The sequence below is a fragment of the Citrobacter sp. A316 genome, assembly GCF_002042945.1.
GTDB lineage: Bacteria > Pseudomonadota > Gammaproteobacteria > Enterobacterales > Enterobacteriaceae > Citrobacter > Citrobacter portucalensis.
Window position 1 is genome coordinate 1 of record NZ_MVFZ01000037.1, and the last position, 13,873, is coordinate 13,873.

At 48.1% G+C, this 13,873-nt stretch carries 24 protein-coding genes; 2 read left to right on the forward strand and 22 right to left on the reverse strand.

Annotation, left to right across the window (positions count from 1 at the left end):
- Window positions 1-165: 165 nt before the first annotated feature.
- Window positions 166-345, reverse strand: a complete 180-nt coding sequence (locus tag BZK41_RS26410) for a hypothetical protein (protein ID WP_079940132.1) — start codon at window positions 343-345, stop codon at window positions 166-168.
- Window positions 346-404: 59 nt separating this feature from the next.
- Between BZK41_RS26410 and BZK41_RS26415 the strand changes: the two genes are divergently transcribed.
- Complete coding sequence (locus BZK41_RS26415) at window positions 405-647, forward strand: hypothetical protein (protein ID WP_079940133.1); 243 nt, start codon at window positions 405-407, stop codon at window positions 645-647.
- 44 nt (window positions 648-691) lie between these two features.
- Here BZK41_RS26415 and BZK41_RS27715 read toward each other — a convergent pair whose 3' ends face one another.
- Together BZK41_RS27715 and BZK41_RS26420 are read right to left on the reverse strand one after the other, a co-directional pair.
- Entirely contained in the window at window positions 692-826 is a 135-nt protein-coding gene (locus BZK41_RS27715; RefSeq protein WP_260533048.1) for a hypothetical protein, read from the reverse strand.
- A gap of 61 nt (window positions 827-887) precedes the next feature.
- Window positions 888-1,754 (reverse strand): LPD29 domain-containing protein, encoded by an 867-nt coding sequence (locus tag BZK41_RS26420; protein WP_079940134.1) that lies wholly within the window; start codon window positions 1,752-1,754, stop codon window positions 888-890.
- Window positions 1,755-2,168: 414 nt separating this feature from the next.
- Between BZK41_RS26420 and BZK41_RS26425 the strand changes: the two genes are divergently transcribed.
- Window positions 2,169-2,651 (forward strand): hypothetical protein, encoded by a 483-nt coding sequence (locus BZK41_RS26425; RefSeq protein WP_079940135.1) that lies wholly within the window; start codon window positions 2,169-2,171, stop codon window positions 2,649-2,651.
- A gap of 703 nt (window positions 2,652-3,354) precedes the next feature.
- Here BZK41_RS26425 and BZK41_RS26430 read toward each other — a convergent pair.
- From BZK41_RS26430 to BZK41_RS26520, 19 genes are all read right to left on the reverse strand, one after another.
- Window positions 3,355-3,855, reverse strand: coding sequence for a DUF1380 family protein (locus tag BZK41_RS26430; RefSeq protein ID WP_172313305.1), 501 nt, complete (start codon window positions 3,853-3,855; stop codon window positions 3,355-3,357).
- 394 nt (window positions 3,856-4,249) lie between these two features.
- Window positions 4,250-4,396, reverse strand: a complete 147-nt coding sequence (locus BZK41_RS27345; RefSeq protein ID WP_172313308.1) for a hypothetical protein — start codon at window positions 4,394-4,396, stop codon at window positions 4,250-4,252.
- Entirely contained in the window at window positions 4,389-5,168 is a 780-nt protein-coding gene (locus BZK41_RS26440; RefSeq protein WP_079940137.1) for a hypothetical protein, read from the reverse strand. Before BZK41_RS26440 ends, BZK41_RS27345 begins: the two co-directional genes overlap by 8 nt.
- A 163-nt stretch (window positions 5,169-5,331) precedes the next feature.
- On the reverse strand, window positions 5,332-6,180 hold the full coding sequence (locus BZK41_RS26445) for a DUF4942 domain-containing protein (RefSeq protein ID WP_079940138.1): 849 nt from the start codon (window positions 6,178-6,180) through the stop codon (window positions 5,332-5,334).
- Between the two features lie 117 nt (window positions 6,181-6,297).
- Window positions 6,298-6,513, reverse strand: a complete 216-nt coding sequence (locus BZK41_RS26450) for a hypothetical protein (RefSeq protein WP_079940139.1) — start codon at window positions 6,511-6,513, stop codon at window positions 6,298-6,300.
- A 68-nt stretch (window positions 6,514-6,581) separates the two neighbouring features.
- Window positions 6,582-7,262, reverse strand: a complete 681-nt coding sequence (locus BZK41_RS26455) for a hypothetical protein (RefSeq protein ID WP_079940140.1) — start codon at window positions 7,260-7,262, stop codon at window positions 6,582-6,584.
- Between the two features lie 97 nt (window positions 7,263-7,359).
- Window positions 7,360-7,608 carry a hypothetical protein gene (locus BZK41_RS26460; protein WP_079940141.1) on the reverse strand — a complete coding sequence of 83 codons (249 nt, stop codon included), beginning with the start codon at window positions 7,606-7,608 and terminating at the stop codon, window positions 7,360-7,362.
- A gap of 727 nt (window positions 7,609-8,335) precedes the next feature.
- On the reverse strand, window positions 8,336-8,830 hold the full coding sequence (locus BZK41_RS26465) for a type II toxin-antitoxin system YhaV family toxin (RefSeq protein ID WP_079940142.1): 495 nt from the start codon (window positions 8,828-8,830) through the stop codon (window positions 8,336-8,338).
- Window positions 8,831-8,854: 24 nt separating this feature from the next.
- Complete coding sequence (locus BZK41_RS26470; RefSeq protein ID WP_079940153.1) at window positions 8,855-9,199, reverse strand: type II toxin-antitoxin system PrlF family antitoxin; 345 nt, start codon at window positions 9,197-9,199, stop codon at window positions 8,855-8,857.
- 343 nt (window positions 9,200-9,542) lie between these two features.
- Window positions 9,543-9,761, reverse strand: a complete 219-nt coding sequence (gene vapB / locus BZK41_RS26475; RefSeq protein ID WP_079940143.1) for a type II toxin-antitoxin system VapB family antitoxin — start codon at window positions 9,759-9,761, stop codon at window positions 9,543-9,545.
- A gap of 252 nt (window positions 9,762-10,013) precedes the next feature.
- On the reverse strand, window positions 10,014-10,244 hold the full coding sequence (locus BZK41_RS26480; protein WP_079940144.1) for a hypothetical protein: 231 nt from the start codon (window positions 10,242-10,244) through the stop codon (window positions 10,014-10,016).
- Window positions 10,235-10,498 carry a DUF1380 family protein gene (locus tag BZK41_RS26485; protein WP_044702670.1) on the reverse strand — a complete coding sequence of 88 codons (264 nt, stop codon included), beginning with the start codon at window positions 10,496-10,498 and terminating at the stop codon, window positions 10,235-10,237. Before BZK41_RS26485 ends, BZK41_RS26480 begins: the two co-directional genes overlap by 10 nt.
- A 106-nt stretch (window positions 10,499-10,604) precedes the next feature.
- Entirely contained in the window at window positions 10,605-10,886 is a 282-nt protein-coding gene (locus BZK41_RS26490) for a hypothetical protein (protein WP_079940145.1), read from the reverse strand.
- 147 nt (window positions 10,887-11,033) lie between these two features.
- Window positions 11,034-11,552, reverse strand: coding sequence for a hypothetical protein (locus tag BZK41_RS26495; RefSeq protein WP_079940146.1), 519 nt, complete (start codon window positions 11,550-11,552; stop codon window positions 11,034-11,036).
- Window positions 11,542-11,916, reverse strand: a complete 375-nt coding sequence (locus BZK41_RS26500; RefSeq protein ID WP_079940147.1) for a hypothetical protein — start codon at window positions 11,914-11,916, stop codon at window positions 11,542-11,544. Before BZK41_RS26500 ends, BZK41_RS26495 begins: the two co-directional genes overlap by 11 nt.
- Window positions 11,917-11,925: 9 nt before the next feature.
- Window positions 11,926-12,255 carry a hypothetical protein gene (locus BZK41_RS26505; protein ID WP_079940148.1) on the reverse strand — a complete coding sequence of 110 codons (330 nt, stop codon included), beginning with the start codon at window positions 12,253-12,255 and terminating at the stop codon, window positions 11,926-11,928.
- 13 nt (window positions 12,256-12,268) lie between these two features.
- Window positions 12,269-12,538, reverse strand: coding sequence for a hypothetical protein (locus BZK41_RS26510; protein ID WP_136138504.1), 270 nt, complete (start codon window positions 12,536-12,538; stop codon window positions 12,269-12,271).
- A 95-nt stretch (window positions 12,539-12,633) separates the two neighbouring features.
- A complete protein-coding gene (locus BZK41_RS26515; protein ID WP_079940150.1) occupies window positions 12,634-13,065 on the reverse strand; it encodes an antirestriction protein in 432 nt (143 codons plus the stop codon).
- Window positions 13,066-13,250: 185 nt separating this feature from the next.
- Window positions 13,251-13,682 carry a hypothetical protein gene (locus tag BZK41_RS26520; protein WP_079940151.1) on the reverse strand — a complete coding sequence of 144 codons (432 nt, stop codon included), beginning with the start codon at window positions 13,680-13,682 and terminating at the stop codon, window positions 13,251-13,253.
- Window positions 13,683-13,873: the final 191 nt, after the last annotated feature.

A 13,873-nucleotide genomic window follows, 5' to 3' on the forward strand; every position in this document is an offset into this window, starting at 1 on the left:
CCGCACCGGACGGCGGGAACGGCTCAGCAGCAGAACGCTGGCGCGGCGGCGGTGGCTGACTGAATGCGGGGCGTATCTGCGCAGCAGTGCGCCCCCTGCCTGCGGTCACGTTCCGGCGCAACATAGGGGCGATGTGCCAGCCCCGCACCGGACGGCGGGAACGGCTCAGCAGCAGAACGCTGGCGCGGCGGCGGTGGCTGACTGAATGCGGGGCGTATCTGCGCAGCAGTGCGCCCCCTGCCTGTAGTCACGTTCCGGCGCAACATCGGGGCGATGTGCCAGCACCGCACCGGACGGCGGGAACGGCTCAGCAGCAGAGCGCTGGCGTTGTGGTGTTGACTCCATCTTGTATCCCTTCCGCGACACGTCTATGATACAAATTCATATCATAAAGGAGTAATCAAATGGCAGTGATCAAACCGAAAGGTTCAACTTTAAAGAAAAAGTTCCAGTTTCAGGTTCCGGTTAATCTTCTGGATGAATACAGGGAGAAAAAAGAGTTACTGGAGGGGCTTAACCAATCGGTAGATATTACGGATAACTTAGTTAAGGCGTTTAAAGATGCGATTAAGGAAATGGATAAATGCCTGGCTGATCTCACTTCCGAAAACGGGAAAAATATAACAGAAGGAACTACATCAGCATAAAAAAAGCAGGCTTAATGCCTGCTTTCCATGTTATGGGTCTTTGATTATTGTGCTCGCCTTTGGAAGTATTCGATACGCCAAAGCAGCACTTTAAAATCTTTCATTTTCATGGCGGGTATTGTAGTTTTTTCACCGCTTGCCATTTGTAAGGCTAATTGGTTAATATGACTCTGTGACATAACTCAGACCTCCTGTGTTAAGTTCTCCGGGCTGTTCGAGCAGCCCGGCCCTTCTCAAGGCTTACGCCTTAATTTGTGCGATAATTCTTCTCAGTTCCGTTTCAAATCCATACATGAAATATTCGCGTGACAGTTTCGATAATGCTCCGCTTCGGTACATTTCCGCATTACAGTCTTCAGGAACCAAATCTTTACCAAACTGTTTACGGGCCTGCACAATTCCTTTTTCAAGTAATTCATCGCTGTAATCGCGGCGAGTAGTAACATACTTAACGCCACCATACACAACATTGAACGGGCTAGTGTTGTATTCATAAATATCCTCCATCGAGTTAAAATGCCCGTCTTCATACTTATCAGAGATTGCTTCCACTTCTGTTTTGATCGGGCCATCTGTCCAGGAAATCTGCACACAATCAAAACTGAGTTTTTTGACGGAAAATTTCACACCGGGAAAAGCTTTTTTTAACTCAGCGCGAATGTTACTGCTGACTGTAGCGGCCTCGCATTTACCTTTATTGTCAGCCACCTTTTTAAGGTGTTTATATTCTGGCGCTTCCTGCAAGCGGCTTTTTTCCAGTGCAAAGGCTGCATCTTCGCGAGCTTTAGCCTCAGCGTCCTGCCGTTCCTTGTCGTCTGCGGATTTTTTAAGGTTTTCCAGTACAGCCTCAGTCACCACTTCTGTATGTACGATCCACGGCAAACCGCCGCGAATAATGCACTCAGAAACAAACCGGGAACGTTCGCCAGAGAAATACACCAGATCAAAGGCTGCATTTCCCAGTCTGACAATTGCGCCCTCCCCGACCAGTTCTATGACAGAATCTTTATTGCTGCGATCATGAACGCGGGTTATGACTGCGCGACCATTGCGACCGGTTTCTACAATCTGACCAACAACAAGAGCGCCTTTATGAATTGTACTCATTTTTTAAACCTCTCCCGAATTACGGCGGGTGTCCGTGTGGGCCTAATACCCTGTTTCTAATAGCAATTATAGCAAAACAAGCCCGGTTCAACCAGGCTATATTTACATATTGTGAATTTATTTTTGCCACCTCACCGCACCGCTGCCGAACCGTCCAGGAAAAAATCGGGGGTTCCCTTTAGGGTTCCGATTTTTATCCTTGACGGCTCTCCTGCCAGTACCCTGCCGCATGGGGGAGGGTTCCCGCAGGGAGCCATCCCCCATGTTAGACCGCCCTTTAGCCTTTTGACTCCCGCCCAGAATGCACTCCTGCAAGCGCCGGTAATTTCATGCCCGTACTTATCCCGTTACTTGCGATGGTTGTGAATTAACGCTAGTGTACGCGTACATTAGCGTTTAAATAGGACATGTGGCATGAGAGATGAAACTAAAGAGTCCATGCGTATGTTTCTAGGTGGTAGGTGTTACACGGCTGAAAACCTCGAAAAGGATTATCTTGCTGAAGTAGCTAATTACAGTGACGATCGATGGGAAGCACCTCAACGTGCCGCTCGTCTGGCGGCTGCGGTAAAGCGTTACAAAACCTCAGAAATGTTGCGCTTTATTTTTGCCACAATCGCTTACGACCCTGACCCGGATTTAACCCCGCTTACTGTAAAGAGGCTGTGTAATGCGCTATTCGGCAGAACAGGGAGCCAATGGCTGATAGTGGAAGTTTTTGGTGAAAAGGGCCGGAGTCGCCGTAGCACGGATAGCAACCCGGAGGCCGTGGAACAAATGGCCGCCAGATATCGTCATGCCGCTGTGCAGCACTGGACGGGAACACTGGCAGAAATTCAACGTGTAAAGCGAATCTATCAGGCAGGTGTTAAGGCATCCCGTCAGGACAAAGATTGAACACATCAAGATAATGCTAATGTATGCGTACATTAGCATTATCAACTCCCGACAGGATGAGTGAATATTGTGGAGGGATTATTTTTTCTCGCTTCAGAGCGGCGGCTGTGCCGTCGCGGTTAAGGCGACGTGACCGGAACGGTCGCTGTGAGCCTCGCCGTTGACCTTCGCCATCAGACCATAGCCGTCAGGCACGAAACCGCTTGCGGGTTCGGCGTAGATTGGGGGGTGCGCAGCAGCCCCCTAGCGGAGTTGGGCTTGACGACTGAACAGCTTTAGCTGGTCAGGAGCCGAAGGGGGCCACGCCCCGTATTTGGAAGGTTTAGAAATTCAGCCGGTGATAAACGCCGAACTGGAAACATCACTGCAAACAAACCTCGATGGTCTACACGAAAACTATTTCTCCAGCCAAGCCGTGGAATTTCCCTGGATAATTATTAACGTGACGCGTAACGCTAAAAGCGCGAGCAGAAAAATTCAATACTGACAGCAAACCAAATCTAACTCAGTACAGTTGCCGCAGGCAACTGAAGAGAGGTTTTGACGTTTGCATGAGGCCGTCAGTCCGAAGGATGATTTTGCGCATGCGCAAAATCACGCAAAGCGCAGGCCGTACCCGACAGGGGCATGCCATATAGCAGACCGCGCGAAGGCGGTCTTCATTGGCCGGGCAGCCCTCCCTTTTTAGGGGGGGGCTAAACAATCAGGTATTTAGGGCATCTCGTAAACTGTCCATCACGCCTCTTTCGTTGTTGAGAATTTGGGTTTTATTGCCACCTTCATGCTCAACTTGGTCTGTAAAACGTTTTATTTCCTTTTCGGCTAATTCCATAATTATTTCCAGTGATGAGGCGGGTATTTCCACGGTTCGTTTTGATCTTCGCTCATCGAGAATTTCATTCACTATTTGATGTATCTGTCCGATATCCCCCCCACACTCCAGATTTATATTCACCCTTCTAAGTGTCTCATCCAGTTCATCATCGCTTAGATCCCAGTCAAGGCACGTAGAGCGGATATCGTCACGATCCCATGTTGCAAAAACAAAACGCTTACTGTCCAAATCGGAATGTTTCAGCATTTCTGAAATAACTTCTCTTGCTGTACCAATCATAAATCCCTCAATATCGCCAATAGTAAAAATATTCTCGGTTCCGGCATCGCCGTGGCGACACAGAAGACCGGCGAAAAGCTGAGGGCGCAAGGGTGACACCGCAAGCCGCAGCGCAAAGCCTACACGGGCTGAATGCACCGTGTAGGCTGCGAACGGGTGAGGGTGGCAACGAAGTGTACCCTTGCGAACGATGCAGCCGGGCTACCGTGAAGTCACGGCGTATGCCGTCACCGCACGGTGCTCTCAGAGTTGTTATCTAATGTGAACCCGTTCAACAAGTCAGAATTAATACAGCGTAGGCCACCGCACAGGTGCCAGGTCTGTTGTTCGCATGAGGCCGTATGTCCGAAGGATGATTTTGCGCATGCGCAAAATCACGCAAAGCGCAGGCCGTACCCGTCAGGGGCATGCCATATAGCAGACCGGGTACATCCCGGTCTTCATCAGCAGGTGGAAAAAGTAGGCCCGTATGCAGGCCATTTTTTTAGCAGCGACGAAACAGCACTTCACAAAACCCCTGAAACCAGTCCTTAAGAGCCTGTGAACGTGGGTAAGGTTCGCAATAATGATTTGCCGCTTCTTTCCCGAATGAAACGCTCATTGAGGCCCGGTCAAATGCACGCTTAAGCATTTTTATCACCTTCACTCAATACGACAGGCCGGGTGAAATAGGCGTGTGTTTTGTCGTTTTTATCCTGCTCAAAAGTAGCTTTCAGCGTAAACGTATGACCGGCTTTCGCGTCCTGGTCGGCCAGGACTTTTGGCATCGTTCCATACGCCGTCGCCCCGTTATCGAGCGTGATAATCATTTTCGGGACCAGGCGAATACTGCGACCAAAACCAGACTCGACCATTTTCACGCCTTTTAACGTCGCTTTTACGGTGGCCTTTCCGGTGGGCGCCGCACCCTTAAATTGCCTTTCGTGCTCACGCTGTTCCGCCTGGATTGCTGCGACCGTCTTCGCAATAGCGCCGATTAGCGGTTTATGTCCTGTGACGGTGAAATAACAATATTCCTGGCCGCTTTCAAGCCAGCGGCGTCCGGTTTTAACGCGCAGGCCAAACGACTCCATCAGTTTAACCGTTTCCTGATAGTCAGCCGTTAAGCCCTTAAAGCGGGTATTAGGATCATAGGATTTGCCCGGATAGCTTGCCGGTGAATACCAGTCATCATATTCGGGCATTACGATAAACTGGCCCTTGCCATACAGCTCGCCAGTTTCAAAGTGTTCGTAACCGTCGCAGGGAGCATGCAGGCGACCGTTCCGATCTTCGTTAGGTTCAATCCCGTTGTTAAGGTCTGAAAAGGCTTTCAGAATCCGCGCCTGCTGCTTTTGACGGATTTCAACCAGTTCAGCAATTTTCGTGTTGAGAGCATCAGTAAGGCGGGAAATCAGATTCATGAGCGTATTCCATCCCGAATAACGGCGGGTGTCCGTTTTGGCGTAATGCCCTGTTTAATAGGTTGATTATAGCAGATTGCGTATTTAATTACACCTTAGATTCACAATATGTAAATAATAATTTGAAGGGTAAAACGCCGCCTGATACAGGCGGCATCCGGGGTTATACGCGGGACGGGAGCACCGTACCATATTGACGGCTGATAATGTCATTAAGCTTATCAACCAAATCCAGACGTTTGAAAATGATGTGGCCGGTTCGGGCTTTGAAATATTTCACCGTGAAGTATTCATGTTCGAAATTTTCACCGTTCCACATATTTTCGCGGGTGAATTCATAAAATTGTGCGCCTGCTGCTATGCGGTGATCGGGAACGTTACGGCCATCGAGAATGCTCATCATTTTTTCCAGATCATTGAGTTTATTCCGGCCCTCATCCGTCACGTAATAACAGTTCTTGCTGTAAGCGGAGCCGACCATACTATTAACAATGATTTTTTTGCCGATTTTGCACGGGCAGTTAGTTTTGTAATCCCAGGATAATTTTTTAAATACATCTGTCACGCCCTGCTCAAAAATCTGCCCTTTGTCCTGGTTTAAAGCGCGGAAGGAAGTAAGAATATTATCAAGCGTTGCTTCCGGCATGTTTTCCGTATCGAGCTGCTTTTCCCATTCGTCAATCTGCTTGTGACTCATCAGGGTTTTCATGCCGGTTTCATTCATCAGGCGTGACCAGATCCCCGCATCAAGCAGGCGTTTCATGCGTTTGAGTGTTGCGTCATCGCTTGAACCGCCCAGGCCATTTCGAACTACTTCGATATAGCCATACATTTTGTCATCTGTGGCGTCCTTCATTAACTGCTGTGCTTCGCGAAGCTTTGCCAGGCCATCCGCAAAGGTGGTCATCGCATAGGCCGCGCGAGTCAGAATATTTTCGATTGAAATGGAAGGGATAACCTCACTGGATGAGGCAAATTCGCAGATCACTTCTGGATTAACGGCGGTAGTCATGATGTTACTCCGTCCCGGATTACGGCGGGTGTCCGTGTGGGCGTAATGCCCTGTTTCTGAGACTTATTATAACTTATCTTACCGCCATTACACATCACAAATTCACATTATGTAAATTTATTTACTGATATCATTTGCGGCCTGACTGCGCAGCGCGTCATGCTCAGCATTCATTTTAAGTGCTTCACCGTGCGCCCATAACAACGCGTTACGTTGCATATTGTCGCCCGTAACCGCCCATAATCCGGGAATGGCTGCAACATTCGGCAATATGGCATCATATTCAGCGTTCCAGCGATGTGCTTCTTCGTACTTAGTTTCTCGTCTTTGCATAGTAAGCCCCTTTATCGGGTGTATCCTTCGGATGAAGAAATAAAGCCCGGCATCGCCGGGCAGGTTGGTCAGAATGGTAATCCGTATATGGCCACACTAGACTTGGCCAGCGCCATCAACAGGTGCAGACTTTGCGCCTGCGGTTTCATAGCAGAAGACTTTTCCAGTTCATCAAGGATCGCCTGGCGGTTATAACGGGAGGTAACAAAACGGGACTGGAGTTTTTCAGCTTTCATATCCAGCCATCGAGCAGAATCATAATTATCTCCGCGCCGTTCTTCTGACGCCTGGAGAGCTAACACTCTCATTTGATCAAGGGCCGCGTTTTTGCTCGCCTCTGAAACAATGCATGTTTCCCATAATAAACCCGCTTTTTTAAAGCAATGGCTGGCGCTCATAACTCGCTTACCGTAGCGATCGAGAATTTCAAGATACTGCAAATTAAATGACTGTGGGCCTGCGTCCTCACCATCAAAAAAATCGCATGAATAATCAATGTCAGGATTTCTATATCCCCAGGCATTATTTTTATAAAGATGATCTGCAAGCAGAACGGCAGATGTAATGTCAGAAATACCAGTAATTTCTATGCTTTCATCAAGGTAATAATAATCAAGTCTGCTATCAGGCTCTTTATAAGCCATACGCCCATGAGCAATGATCTTTAACAAATTATTGGAGATATCTTCCCGAACTGATACGCCGGGTTCGTATGGAGAAGCAACAAATTTTATGGCTGATGTATTCATGGTTCATTTCCTCCCGAATTACGGCGGGTGTCCGTTTGGGTTTAATACCCGAGACAATATACAAGGCAAGGCCGACTATGCGGCCTTTTAACATGGGTCAGATACAAAGAACCTGATTTGAGGAACTGTGTACTTTAACAACCTCGCCTGGCGTATAAAAACCGGCATGCGTAGCCTGGCAATTTTCAGGCCAATCAAAATCAACTTCAATGACCTCTTGACCGCAGTATTCCCCCTTTTCAACCAGGGTAACTGTGAGAAATTCCTCATCGACCAAAATTTGCAATCCCACATAAATATTGCTAGCCAGCATACGACGAGTATTAATAGCAACTTGTGTAGACATAAAATGCTCCTTCCCGAAAACGGCGGGTGTCCGTGTGGGCCTAATGCCCTGTTTCTGATAATAATTATAGCAAAACAGGCCCGGTTTAACCAGGCTGTATTTACATATTGTGAATTTATTTTTGCCACCTCCCCGCGCCGCTGCCGAACCGTCCAGGAAAAAATCGGGGGTTCCCTTCAGGGTTCCGATTTTTATCCTTGACGGCTCTCCTGCCAGTACCCTGCCGCATGGGGGAGGGTTCCCGCAGGGAGCCATCCCCCATGTTAGACCGCCCTTTGACCTTTTGCCTCCCGCCCAGAATGTACCCCTGCAAGCGCCGGTGATTTCATGCCCGAGTTTATCCCGTTACGCGTCACGCTATTTTTTTTAATCTCGCTTCAGAGTGGCGGCTGCGCCGTCGCGGTTAAGGCGACGTGACCGGAACGGTCGCTGTGAGCCTCGCCGTTGACCTTCGCCATCAGACCATAGCCGTCAGGCACGAAACCGCTTGCGGGTTCGGCGTAGATTGGGGGGTGCGCAGCAGCCCCCTAGCGGAGTTGGGCTTGACGACTGAACAGCTTTAGCTGGTCAGGAGCCGAAGGGGGCCATGCCCCGTATTTGGAAGGTTTAGAAATTAAGCCGGTGATGAAATATGAACAAAACACGTTCGCCATAAACACACCCCGTTAAAAAAACTGACAGAGGCATCTCCGGCACAACCGGAGAACGGCCTCACAAAGGTAATAAGTCAGGGTTGCCTGGTGAGAAAATCTGGAATACTGGCTTTAGCCGTGGCTTTCGTTGCCGCGTTGAGAAGTTTGTCCCAGTCATCCGGTGGATTACCTGCGTTCAACATTGCAGCAAACACTTTATAAGCATCCGTTTTCGAACCGTATGCCCGAAGCGTACCAAAATCATTTACCCAACCAATGATGATAGTTTTGTGCTCCTGGCTACAACGGAAAAACAAACGGAACTGTTGTAAAAACTTTACGCGGAACCAGTGTTTATACTCGTCGCCTAGAGTTTCTCCCTGACGATACTGAGGATTGAGTGGATCTGACGCAATCCATTCTTCAATTACACGTTCAATCGCCCGAAGGAGTTTTGTTTCTTTTTTGGTGTGGTATTCGCTAGGTTTTGCCGCTTTTAATTCAGCTACCTTCTGCGCGAGTTCTGCAATCTGATCCAAAAAGCATTTATGAAAGCAGATTTTCCAACCATTTATTTCTAAGTATTCCATACTTGCACCACTGTTTTTTATTTGTTAATCATCAGTAAGCGGCGCGTCTAAATCAACCTCAACTCCAGCAGTTAATGCTTTGATGCTTTCCCAGAAGAATGCCGGAACAGGGGCAATATTCTGTGGATTTTTCTTCATGTCGTTTTCAAGAAAAGCCAGAAACTGTGATACAACCGGATCGTCCTGTTCTTCATCCTTTCGTGACATGATAACTTTACCACCCGCAAGCAAGGTATAGTGAATGGACTCACCTGGCTTGAGATGCAAAGCATCGCGTATTGCTGCTGGAATCGTAGTCTGGCTGCGTTCAGTGAGTCGGGACTCAGCGCGCAGTGACACGTCCGCACTATTTAATATTTGAGTTGCCATTTTTCGAACCTCTTTCATTCCCTTCTCCTCTATCACAAGGGGCGGAGCCTAACCCGCCAGGAATAGTTCATTTCATTTACCCAGTCTCTTATTTTCTAGAGCAATCGGTTTGCCAAGCCGCAGGGTTTTCCTCTTCTAAGTAAGTCGCATTTTCGCGAGTGCTCTCATGAGCAGAGCTAGTATAATGCAAATGCATTGCGCAATGCAAGTGCATTGTGCAATGCATTTGCATTGATGGGTTGTGAGTGTTCAGCCCGTAATCGAGCTGCTGATAGGAATATCTGAGAGGAATCTGTCGTTTTGCTACGGCCAGAAGGGAAGCGAAGGACAGCTAAAGACGCTTTTAGTCTTTATCTTCTATAACGGAATTTCGCTCAACTAAAAAGTCAGGGTCTGCTTTTTCAACGTCTTTCAGACTTGCCCAACTAGGACGCACTGGCCTGAGAGTAATGGTATCTCCCTCTCTGGAGATCGCTAATTCGCTCACTCCTTCAAAATCCATATCACGCGGTATTCTTATCGCTCGGTTACTGCCGTTAGTAAATACAGATACTTTTCTCATAAATCACTCCTAATTTTGAAGACTGTTATTGATTCAATAATAGCGTCTAATAATTTTATGATACTACAGCCGCACTAACATGTCTGGAGTGTGCTTGCATGAGGCCGTCCGTCCGAAGGATGATTTTGCGCATGCGCAAAATCACGCAAAGCGCAGGCCGTACCCGTCAGGGGCATGCCATATAGCAGACCGGGAGAATCCCGGTCTTCATTGGCCCGAGCATAGAAAAAACCCCGCAGCGCGGGGTTATCATCAGACTTCAGTCGAGCCTATCCAGTGTGCATTCAGGTACGCTTCCGCGCCCTCATTCATGCCCTGTGGCTGTACCGCCGTCAGGGTGTCGTGAGTCCATCCCTGAACTGGCGCGGCCTGTGTATGCAGCGTTTCGCCATCGAGCGAGCGGATCACAAGCGGATAGTGTTTCAGTGGGGTCAGGATATCGGGTTCGCCTGCTTTGATATCCGTAATGTAGGTCAGGAGCATATAAAGTTTTCCGGTTCGGCGTTTTTCAGGGCGCAAATGTAGCCGTAGGCTGATTGTTCATTTTCGCCATATTCATGATTTTCATTGTGCGCCAGATCGTAGAGAACAGAATCCGTTTCCTCATCCGTAAGCGTGTAACCGTGGCGTTCCGCCACGTCGCGCACTTCACTGCGCGTCCAGACGATAACTGAAATCACGGTGTCAGGGTAAACTTGTTGCAGGTATGCCAGAACTTCTTCAGGTGTGCCAACCATTGTTATTTCTCCTTCCCGGATGACGGCGGGTGTCCGTTTGGGTGTGATACCCGGTTATGGTGAACGGTGCTGCATAGTGCCGGGCATCAGCCCGGCAGTTGGTACATTAATGACTGACGGCGCTTTTCAGCAGACGTCGGTTATAGGTGACGGAATAGACGCTTTCCGTTTCGTTGTGGCGCAGAGGCTCTACACGGGTGACGTTGTGGCACATATTGTTTGCCAGCATGATTTTTTCGACCTGCGCAAACAGGCTGGCGTTTTCATCAAAAGGAAAATTGAGCGTACCTTTATGCCCGGATAGTTTTGGAATGCCGGAAAAGTGAAGGGCTTTGACGCCATTTCTGGAAAAAACGGATACTGCAACGCAATTACGTGCTTCAACCATGACTGCAACTCCATCCCGGATTACGGCGGGTGTCCGTGTGGGCGTAATGCCCTGTTTCTGATACTAATTATAATCGCAGACATAAAAAAACGCCAGAAAATATTCACAATATGTAAATATAAATTCTGGCGTTTACCTGCCTCTGAATCAGTCGGCGCTTTTTATCCAGGCTAACCGGCGACGTTCTGCATCGTCCAGTTGAGCAGTATCGATGCGCCCCAGTACGTAGTCTGGAATATCATCCTGCGTCAGGTTTCCCCGGTCATCCACTTCATAGGATTGTCTGTGTTTACGGTCATAGACCGTGCGCCCCTCAGAGTGCCAGAATTCCTCACCCTTCGTGGTGGTGAGCCGGTTTTCTTCTCGCTGGTTCCATATCGCGGCCATAAACATTCCGTCTGTGATGGTCTGGCAGTGAGGGCAAGCCCAGTAGTAGTGGTAACGCTTTTCGAACCGTTGCGAATATGAGCTTCGGCAGTTCTGGCAGGTAGCCGTCAGAACACAACCTGCCGGATGGAGTGAGGGAGCGTAGCCCATTGCTTTCATCACGTAAGCAAATACCGTAAGTGTCGCATCGACAATTTGCGGATCGGATTGAGCCAGACGTTCGCGGCCTTGTTCGACAAGGTGCGCGGGAAATACCAGGGGGATAAATTTAGTAAACATTATCAGCCTCGTTATGGTCAGGGGTGGCGACTAGCCGCTCTCCGTTGTTGTACTGGTCTACAAGTGCCTGCATCGAGTCGCGGGTGTAGCCGTAAGCGCTGAGCGAGTGGTCACTGGCGGTGATTGCCATCGTTCCGTTCTCAACCTGAACGAATGCCCTGATTGTGCCGAAGATTGCTTTTTTACCTGGTGGAAGCAGTTCTACCTTTCCGGGTTCAGTGAGGTATGAGCGCGGTTTGTTACTTGATTTACTGACTCGATGCTGCCCTTTTACAGTGCGCTTACTGGCAGGTAAAAACTGACCACCTTTGTATTGCTGCCCGTTAATTCCGAGCTGACCGCCTTTATTTGCTTTACCGTTCATGGGGTCGCCTTACTCAATTGTCAACGTGGCAGATTTGCCGTTAATGCAATAACTTTCAAGTAAGGAAAACGCTTCATCGCGGAGGCGGTACGGATAGCGCGAGCGAACGTCTTCCCCGTTTTCTAACTTAAGCGTAACGACATACTCCAGTCTGCCTCTGACCTGCATTTCAATGAACTTAGGGGATACAGTCCCATCAATTTCACTACGGCATAACATCATGCAATCGCGGTCATGTCGGTTTAAATCTTTTAATGCATCATCAAAAGCCATCGCCGGGTCGCGGCCTGCGTTGAGATCGGACAGTAATGCTCTGGAAGCGGTCTTAAATGTTTTCATGGTGTTGACTCCATTAACCCAACAGATAATAAAGATTGTCCATAGGAGCAGCCGCAGCGACAGGCCAGCGTTCCTCATTGATGAACACACTTGTGTAGTCAGGTATGCCATTGAAAAAAGCTGTTTCTTCTTCAGCCTCTTCGATAGTCCAATAAAAACGGTTCATGTCATCTGTGAACTGTCCGTGCTGGCAAACGTAGTAATACAGATCGTCGATTTGATCATTGGTGAGAGGGGTAGCATCAGAATCAGGACTGGCAACAGTCAGAGGTGAGATATTCATGTTAGGTACTCCATCCCGGATAACGGCGGGTGTCCGTGTGGGCGTAATGCCCGGCTTCTGTTTCAGAATAGCCCCCAACAATGGGGGCGTAGCTGTCAGTCAATAGCCCTAAAAATACTCCGCGATTCATCAGTCGTGGCAGCGTAATCTTTCAGGGTATCCATAGCCTCACGGTAGTGATCGCAAAGGTCGCTATCCTCCCGCTCCCATGCGTCATTAAAACAGGCTTGCAGGACAAAGATTGTCACGATAATTCCCGCTGCTTCAGCAGACACATTTCCAGAGAAGTAATTCGGCATGTTGAAATGATAAAATTCATCCGTATCAGGACACATAAAACCGCTATTACGACCAACTTTAAAATAGTTCCAGTTACCAGCTTCATATTTGTCACAAAAGCGCTGCATAAATATCAGGGATGCGGAATTGGCATACTGGCAATAATTTCTAAATAACAGGGTATGAAAAATCAGTCGCCCGATTTCGGTTGTTTCTTCTTTGATTAAAACTTCTGGTGAGTCGCTCATCTTATATTCCATCCCGGATTACGGCGGGTGTCCGTGTGGGCCTAATGCCCTGTTTCTGATAATAATTATAGCAAAACAGGCCCGATTTAACCAGGTTATATTTACATATTGTGACTTTTTTTTACGACATCCCCGCGCCGCTGTCGTATGGAAGATATTGCCCGGTTCAAACTCCGTGCCTATTATTATGCATTTACTTCGATAAGCTTATATTGCCCTTTTACATAACCATAGTAAGCAATGACGTTACCAGCATGATCCAGTACCCGATAGCCATCTCTAATAACCTGTTCGTATCTCTTTCTACACTCGCTTCGAATTTTTAGTAGATATGTTTCACTATAATGAAAGTATTTTGCATACCCGGTCGATATCAAAAAATTTACGCGGCGGCTTAAATTATCAAGTTCGATATATGACAAAGATTTAATTTTCTCATCATCCATAGCTGGTATCAGTACCTCTGATATTCCATTGGGGTAGTGACGCGCTACACACTCTAATATGGTTTTAAGTTCGTTGGATGGATTCAGGAAGGAATTAATTTTATTGTTAATGAATTTTGTTTCTTCCTGTATAGGAAGAATAACATTTTCATAATGTGAGTTGTTTTTCATAGCTCTATCCATCCCGAAAACGGCGGGTGTCCGTTTGGGCTTTAACGCCCTGTTTCTGATAATGATTATAGCAAAACAGGCCCGGTTCAGCCAGACTATATTTACATATTGTGAATTTATTTTTGCCACCTCACCGCGCCGCTGCCGAACCGTCCAGGAAAAAATCGGGGGTTCCCTTCAGGGTTCCGATT

Bases quoted from the DNA above. Each gene is read 5' to 3' on its own strand.
- BZK41_RS26460 (WP_079940141.1), bottom strand. From the start codon at position 7,608: ATGTCTACACAAGTTGCTATTAATACTCGTCGTATGCTGGCTAGCAAT.
- BZK41_RS26495 (WP_079940146.1), bottom strand. From the start codon at position 11,552: ATGTTTACTAAATTTATCCCCCTGGTATTTCCCGCGCACCTTGTCGAA.
- BZK41_RS26410 (WP_079940132.1), bottom strand. From the start codon at position 345: ATGGAGTCAACACCACAACGCCAGCGCTCTGCTGCTGAGCCGTTCCCG.
- BZK41_RS26455 (WP_079940140.1), bottom strand. From the start codon at position 7,262: ATGAATACATCAGCCATAAAATTTGTTGCTTCTCCATACGAACCCGGC.
- BZK41_RS26510 (WP_136138504.1), bottom strand. From the start codon at position 12,538: ATGAATATCTCACCTCTGACTGTTGCCAGTCCTGATTCTGATGCTACC.
- BZK41_RS26500 (WP_079940147.1), bottom strand. From the start codon at position 11,916: ATGAACGGTAAAGCAAATAAAGGCGGTCAGCTCGGAATTAACGGGCAG.
- BZK41_RS26445 (WP_079940138.1), bottom strand. From the start codon at position 6,180: ATGACTACCGCCGTTAATCCAGAAGTGATCTGCGAATTTGCCTCATCC.
- vapB (WP_079940143.1), bottom strand. From the start codon at position 9,761: ATGAGAAAAGTATCTGTATTTACTAACGGCAGTAACCGAGCGATAAGA.
- BZK41_RS26415 (WP_079940133.1), top strand. From the start codon at position 405: ATGGCAGTGATCAAACCGAAAGGTTCAACTTTAAAGAAAAAGTTCCAG.
- BZK41_RS26515 (WP_079940150.1), bottom strand. From the start codon at position 13,065: ATGAGCGACTCACCAGAAGTTTTAATCAAAGAAGAAACAACCGAAATC.
- BZK41_RS26425 (WP_079940135.1), top strand. From the start codon at position 2,169: ATGAGAGATGAAACTAAAGAGTCCATGCGTATGTTTCTAGGTGGTAGG.
- BZK41_RS26490 (WP_079940145.1), bottom strand. From the start codon at position 10,886: ATGGTTGAAGCACGTAATTGCGTTGCAGTATCCGTTTTTTCCAGAAAT.
- BZK41_RS26420 (WP_079940134.1), bottom strand. From the start codon at position 1,754: ATGAGTACAATTCATAAAGGCGCTCTTGTTGTTGGTCAGATTGTAGAA.
- BZK41_RS26480 (WP_079940144.1), bottom strand. From the start codon at position 10,244: ATGCTCCTGACCTACATTACGGATATCAAAGCAGGCGAACCCGATATC.
- BZK41_RS26485 (WP_044702670.1), bottom strand. From the start codon at position 10,498: ATGGTTGGCACACCTGAAGAAGTTCTGGCATACCTGCAACAAGTTTAC.
- BZK41_RS27715 (WP_260533048.1), bottom strand. From the start codon at position 826: ATGTCACAGAGTCATATTAACCAATTAGCCTTACAAATGGCAAGCGGT.
- BZK41_RS26465 (WP_079940142.1), bottom strand. From the start codon at position 8,830: ATGGAATACTTAGAAATAAATGGTTGGAAAATCTGCTTTCATAAATGC.
- BZK41_RS26450 (WP_079940139.1), bottom strand. From the start codon at position 6,513: ATGCAAAGACGAGAAACTAAGTACGAAGAAGCACATCGCTGGAACGCT.
- BZK41_RS26505 (WP_079940148.1), bottom strand. From the start codon at position 12,255: ATGAAAACATTTAAGACCGCTTCCAGAGCATTACTGTCCGATCTCAAC.
- BZK41_RS26470 (WP_079940153.1), bottom strand. From the start codon at position 9,199: ATGGCAACTCAAATATTAAATAGTGCGGACGTGTCACTGCGCGCTGAG.
- BZK41_RS27345 (WP_172313308.1), bottom strand. From the start codon at position 4,396: ATGCTTAAGCGTGCATTTGACCGGGCCTCAATGAGCGTTTCATTCGGG.
- BZK41_RS26440 (WP_079940137.1), bottom strand. From the start codon at position 5,168: ATGAATCTGATTTCCCGCCTTACTGATGCTCTCAACACGAAAATTGCT.
- BZK41_RS26520 (WP_079940151.1), bottom strand. From the start codon at position 13,682: ATGAAAAACAACTCACATTATGAAAATGTTATTCTTCCTATACAGGAA.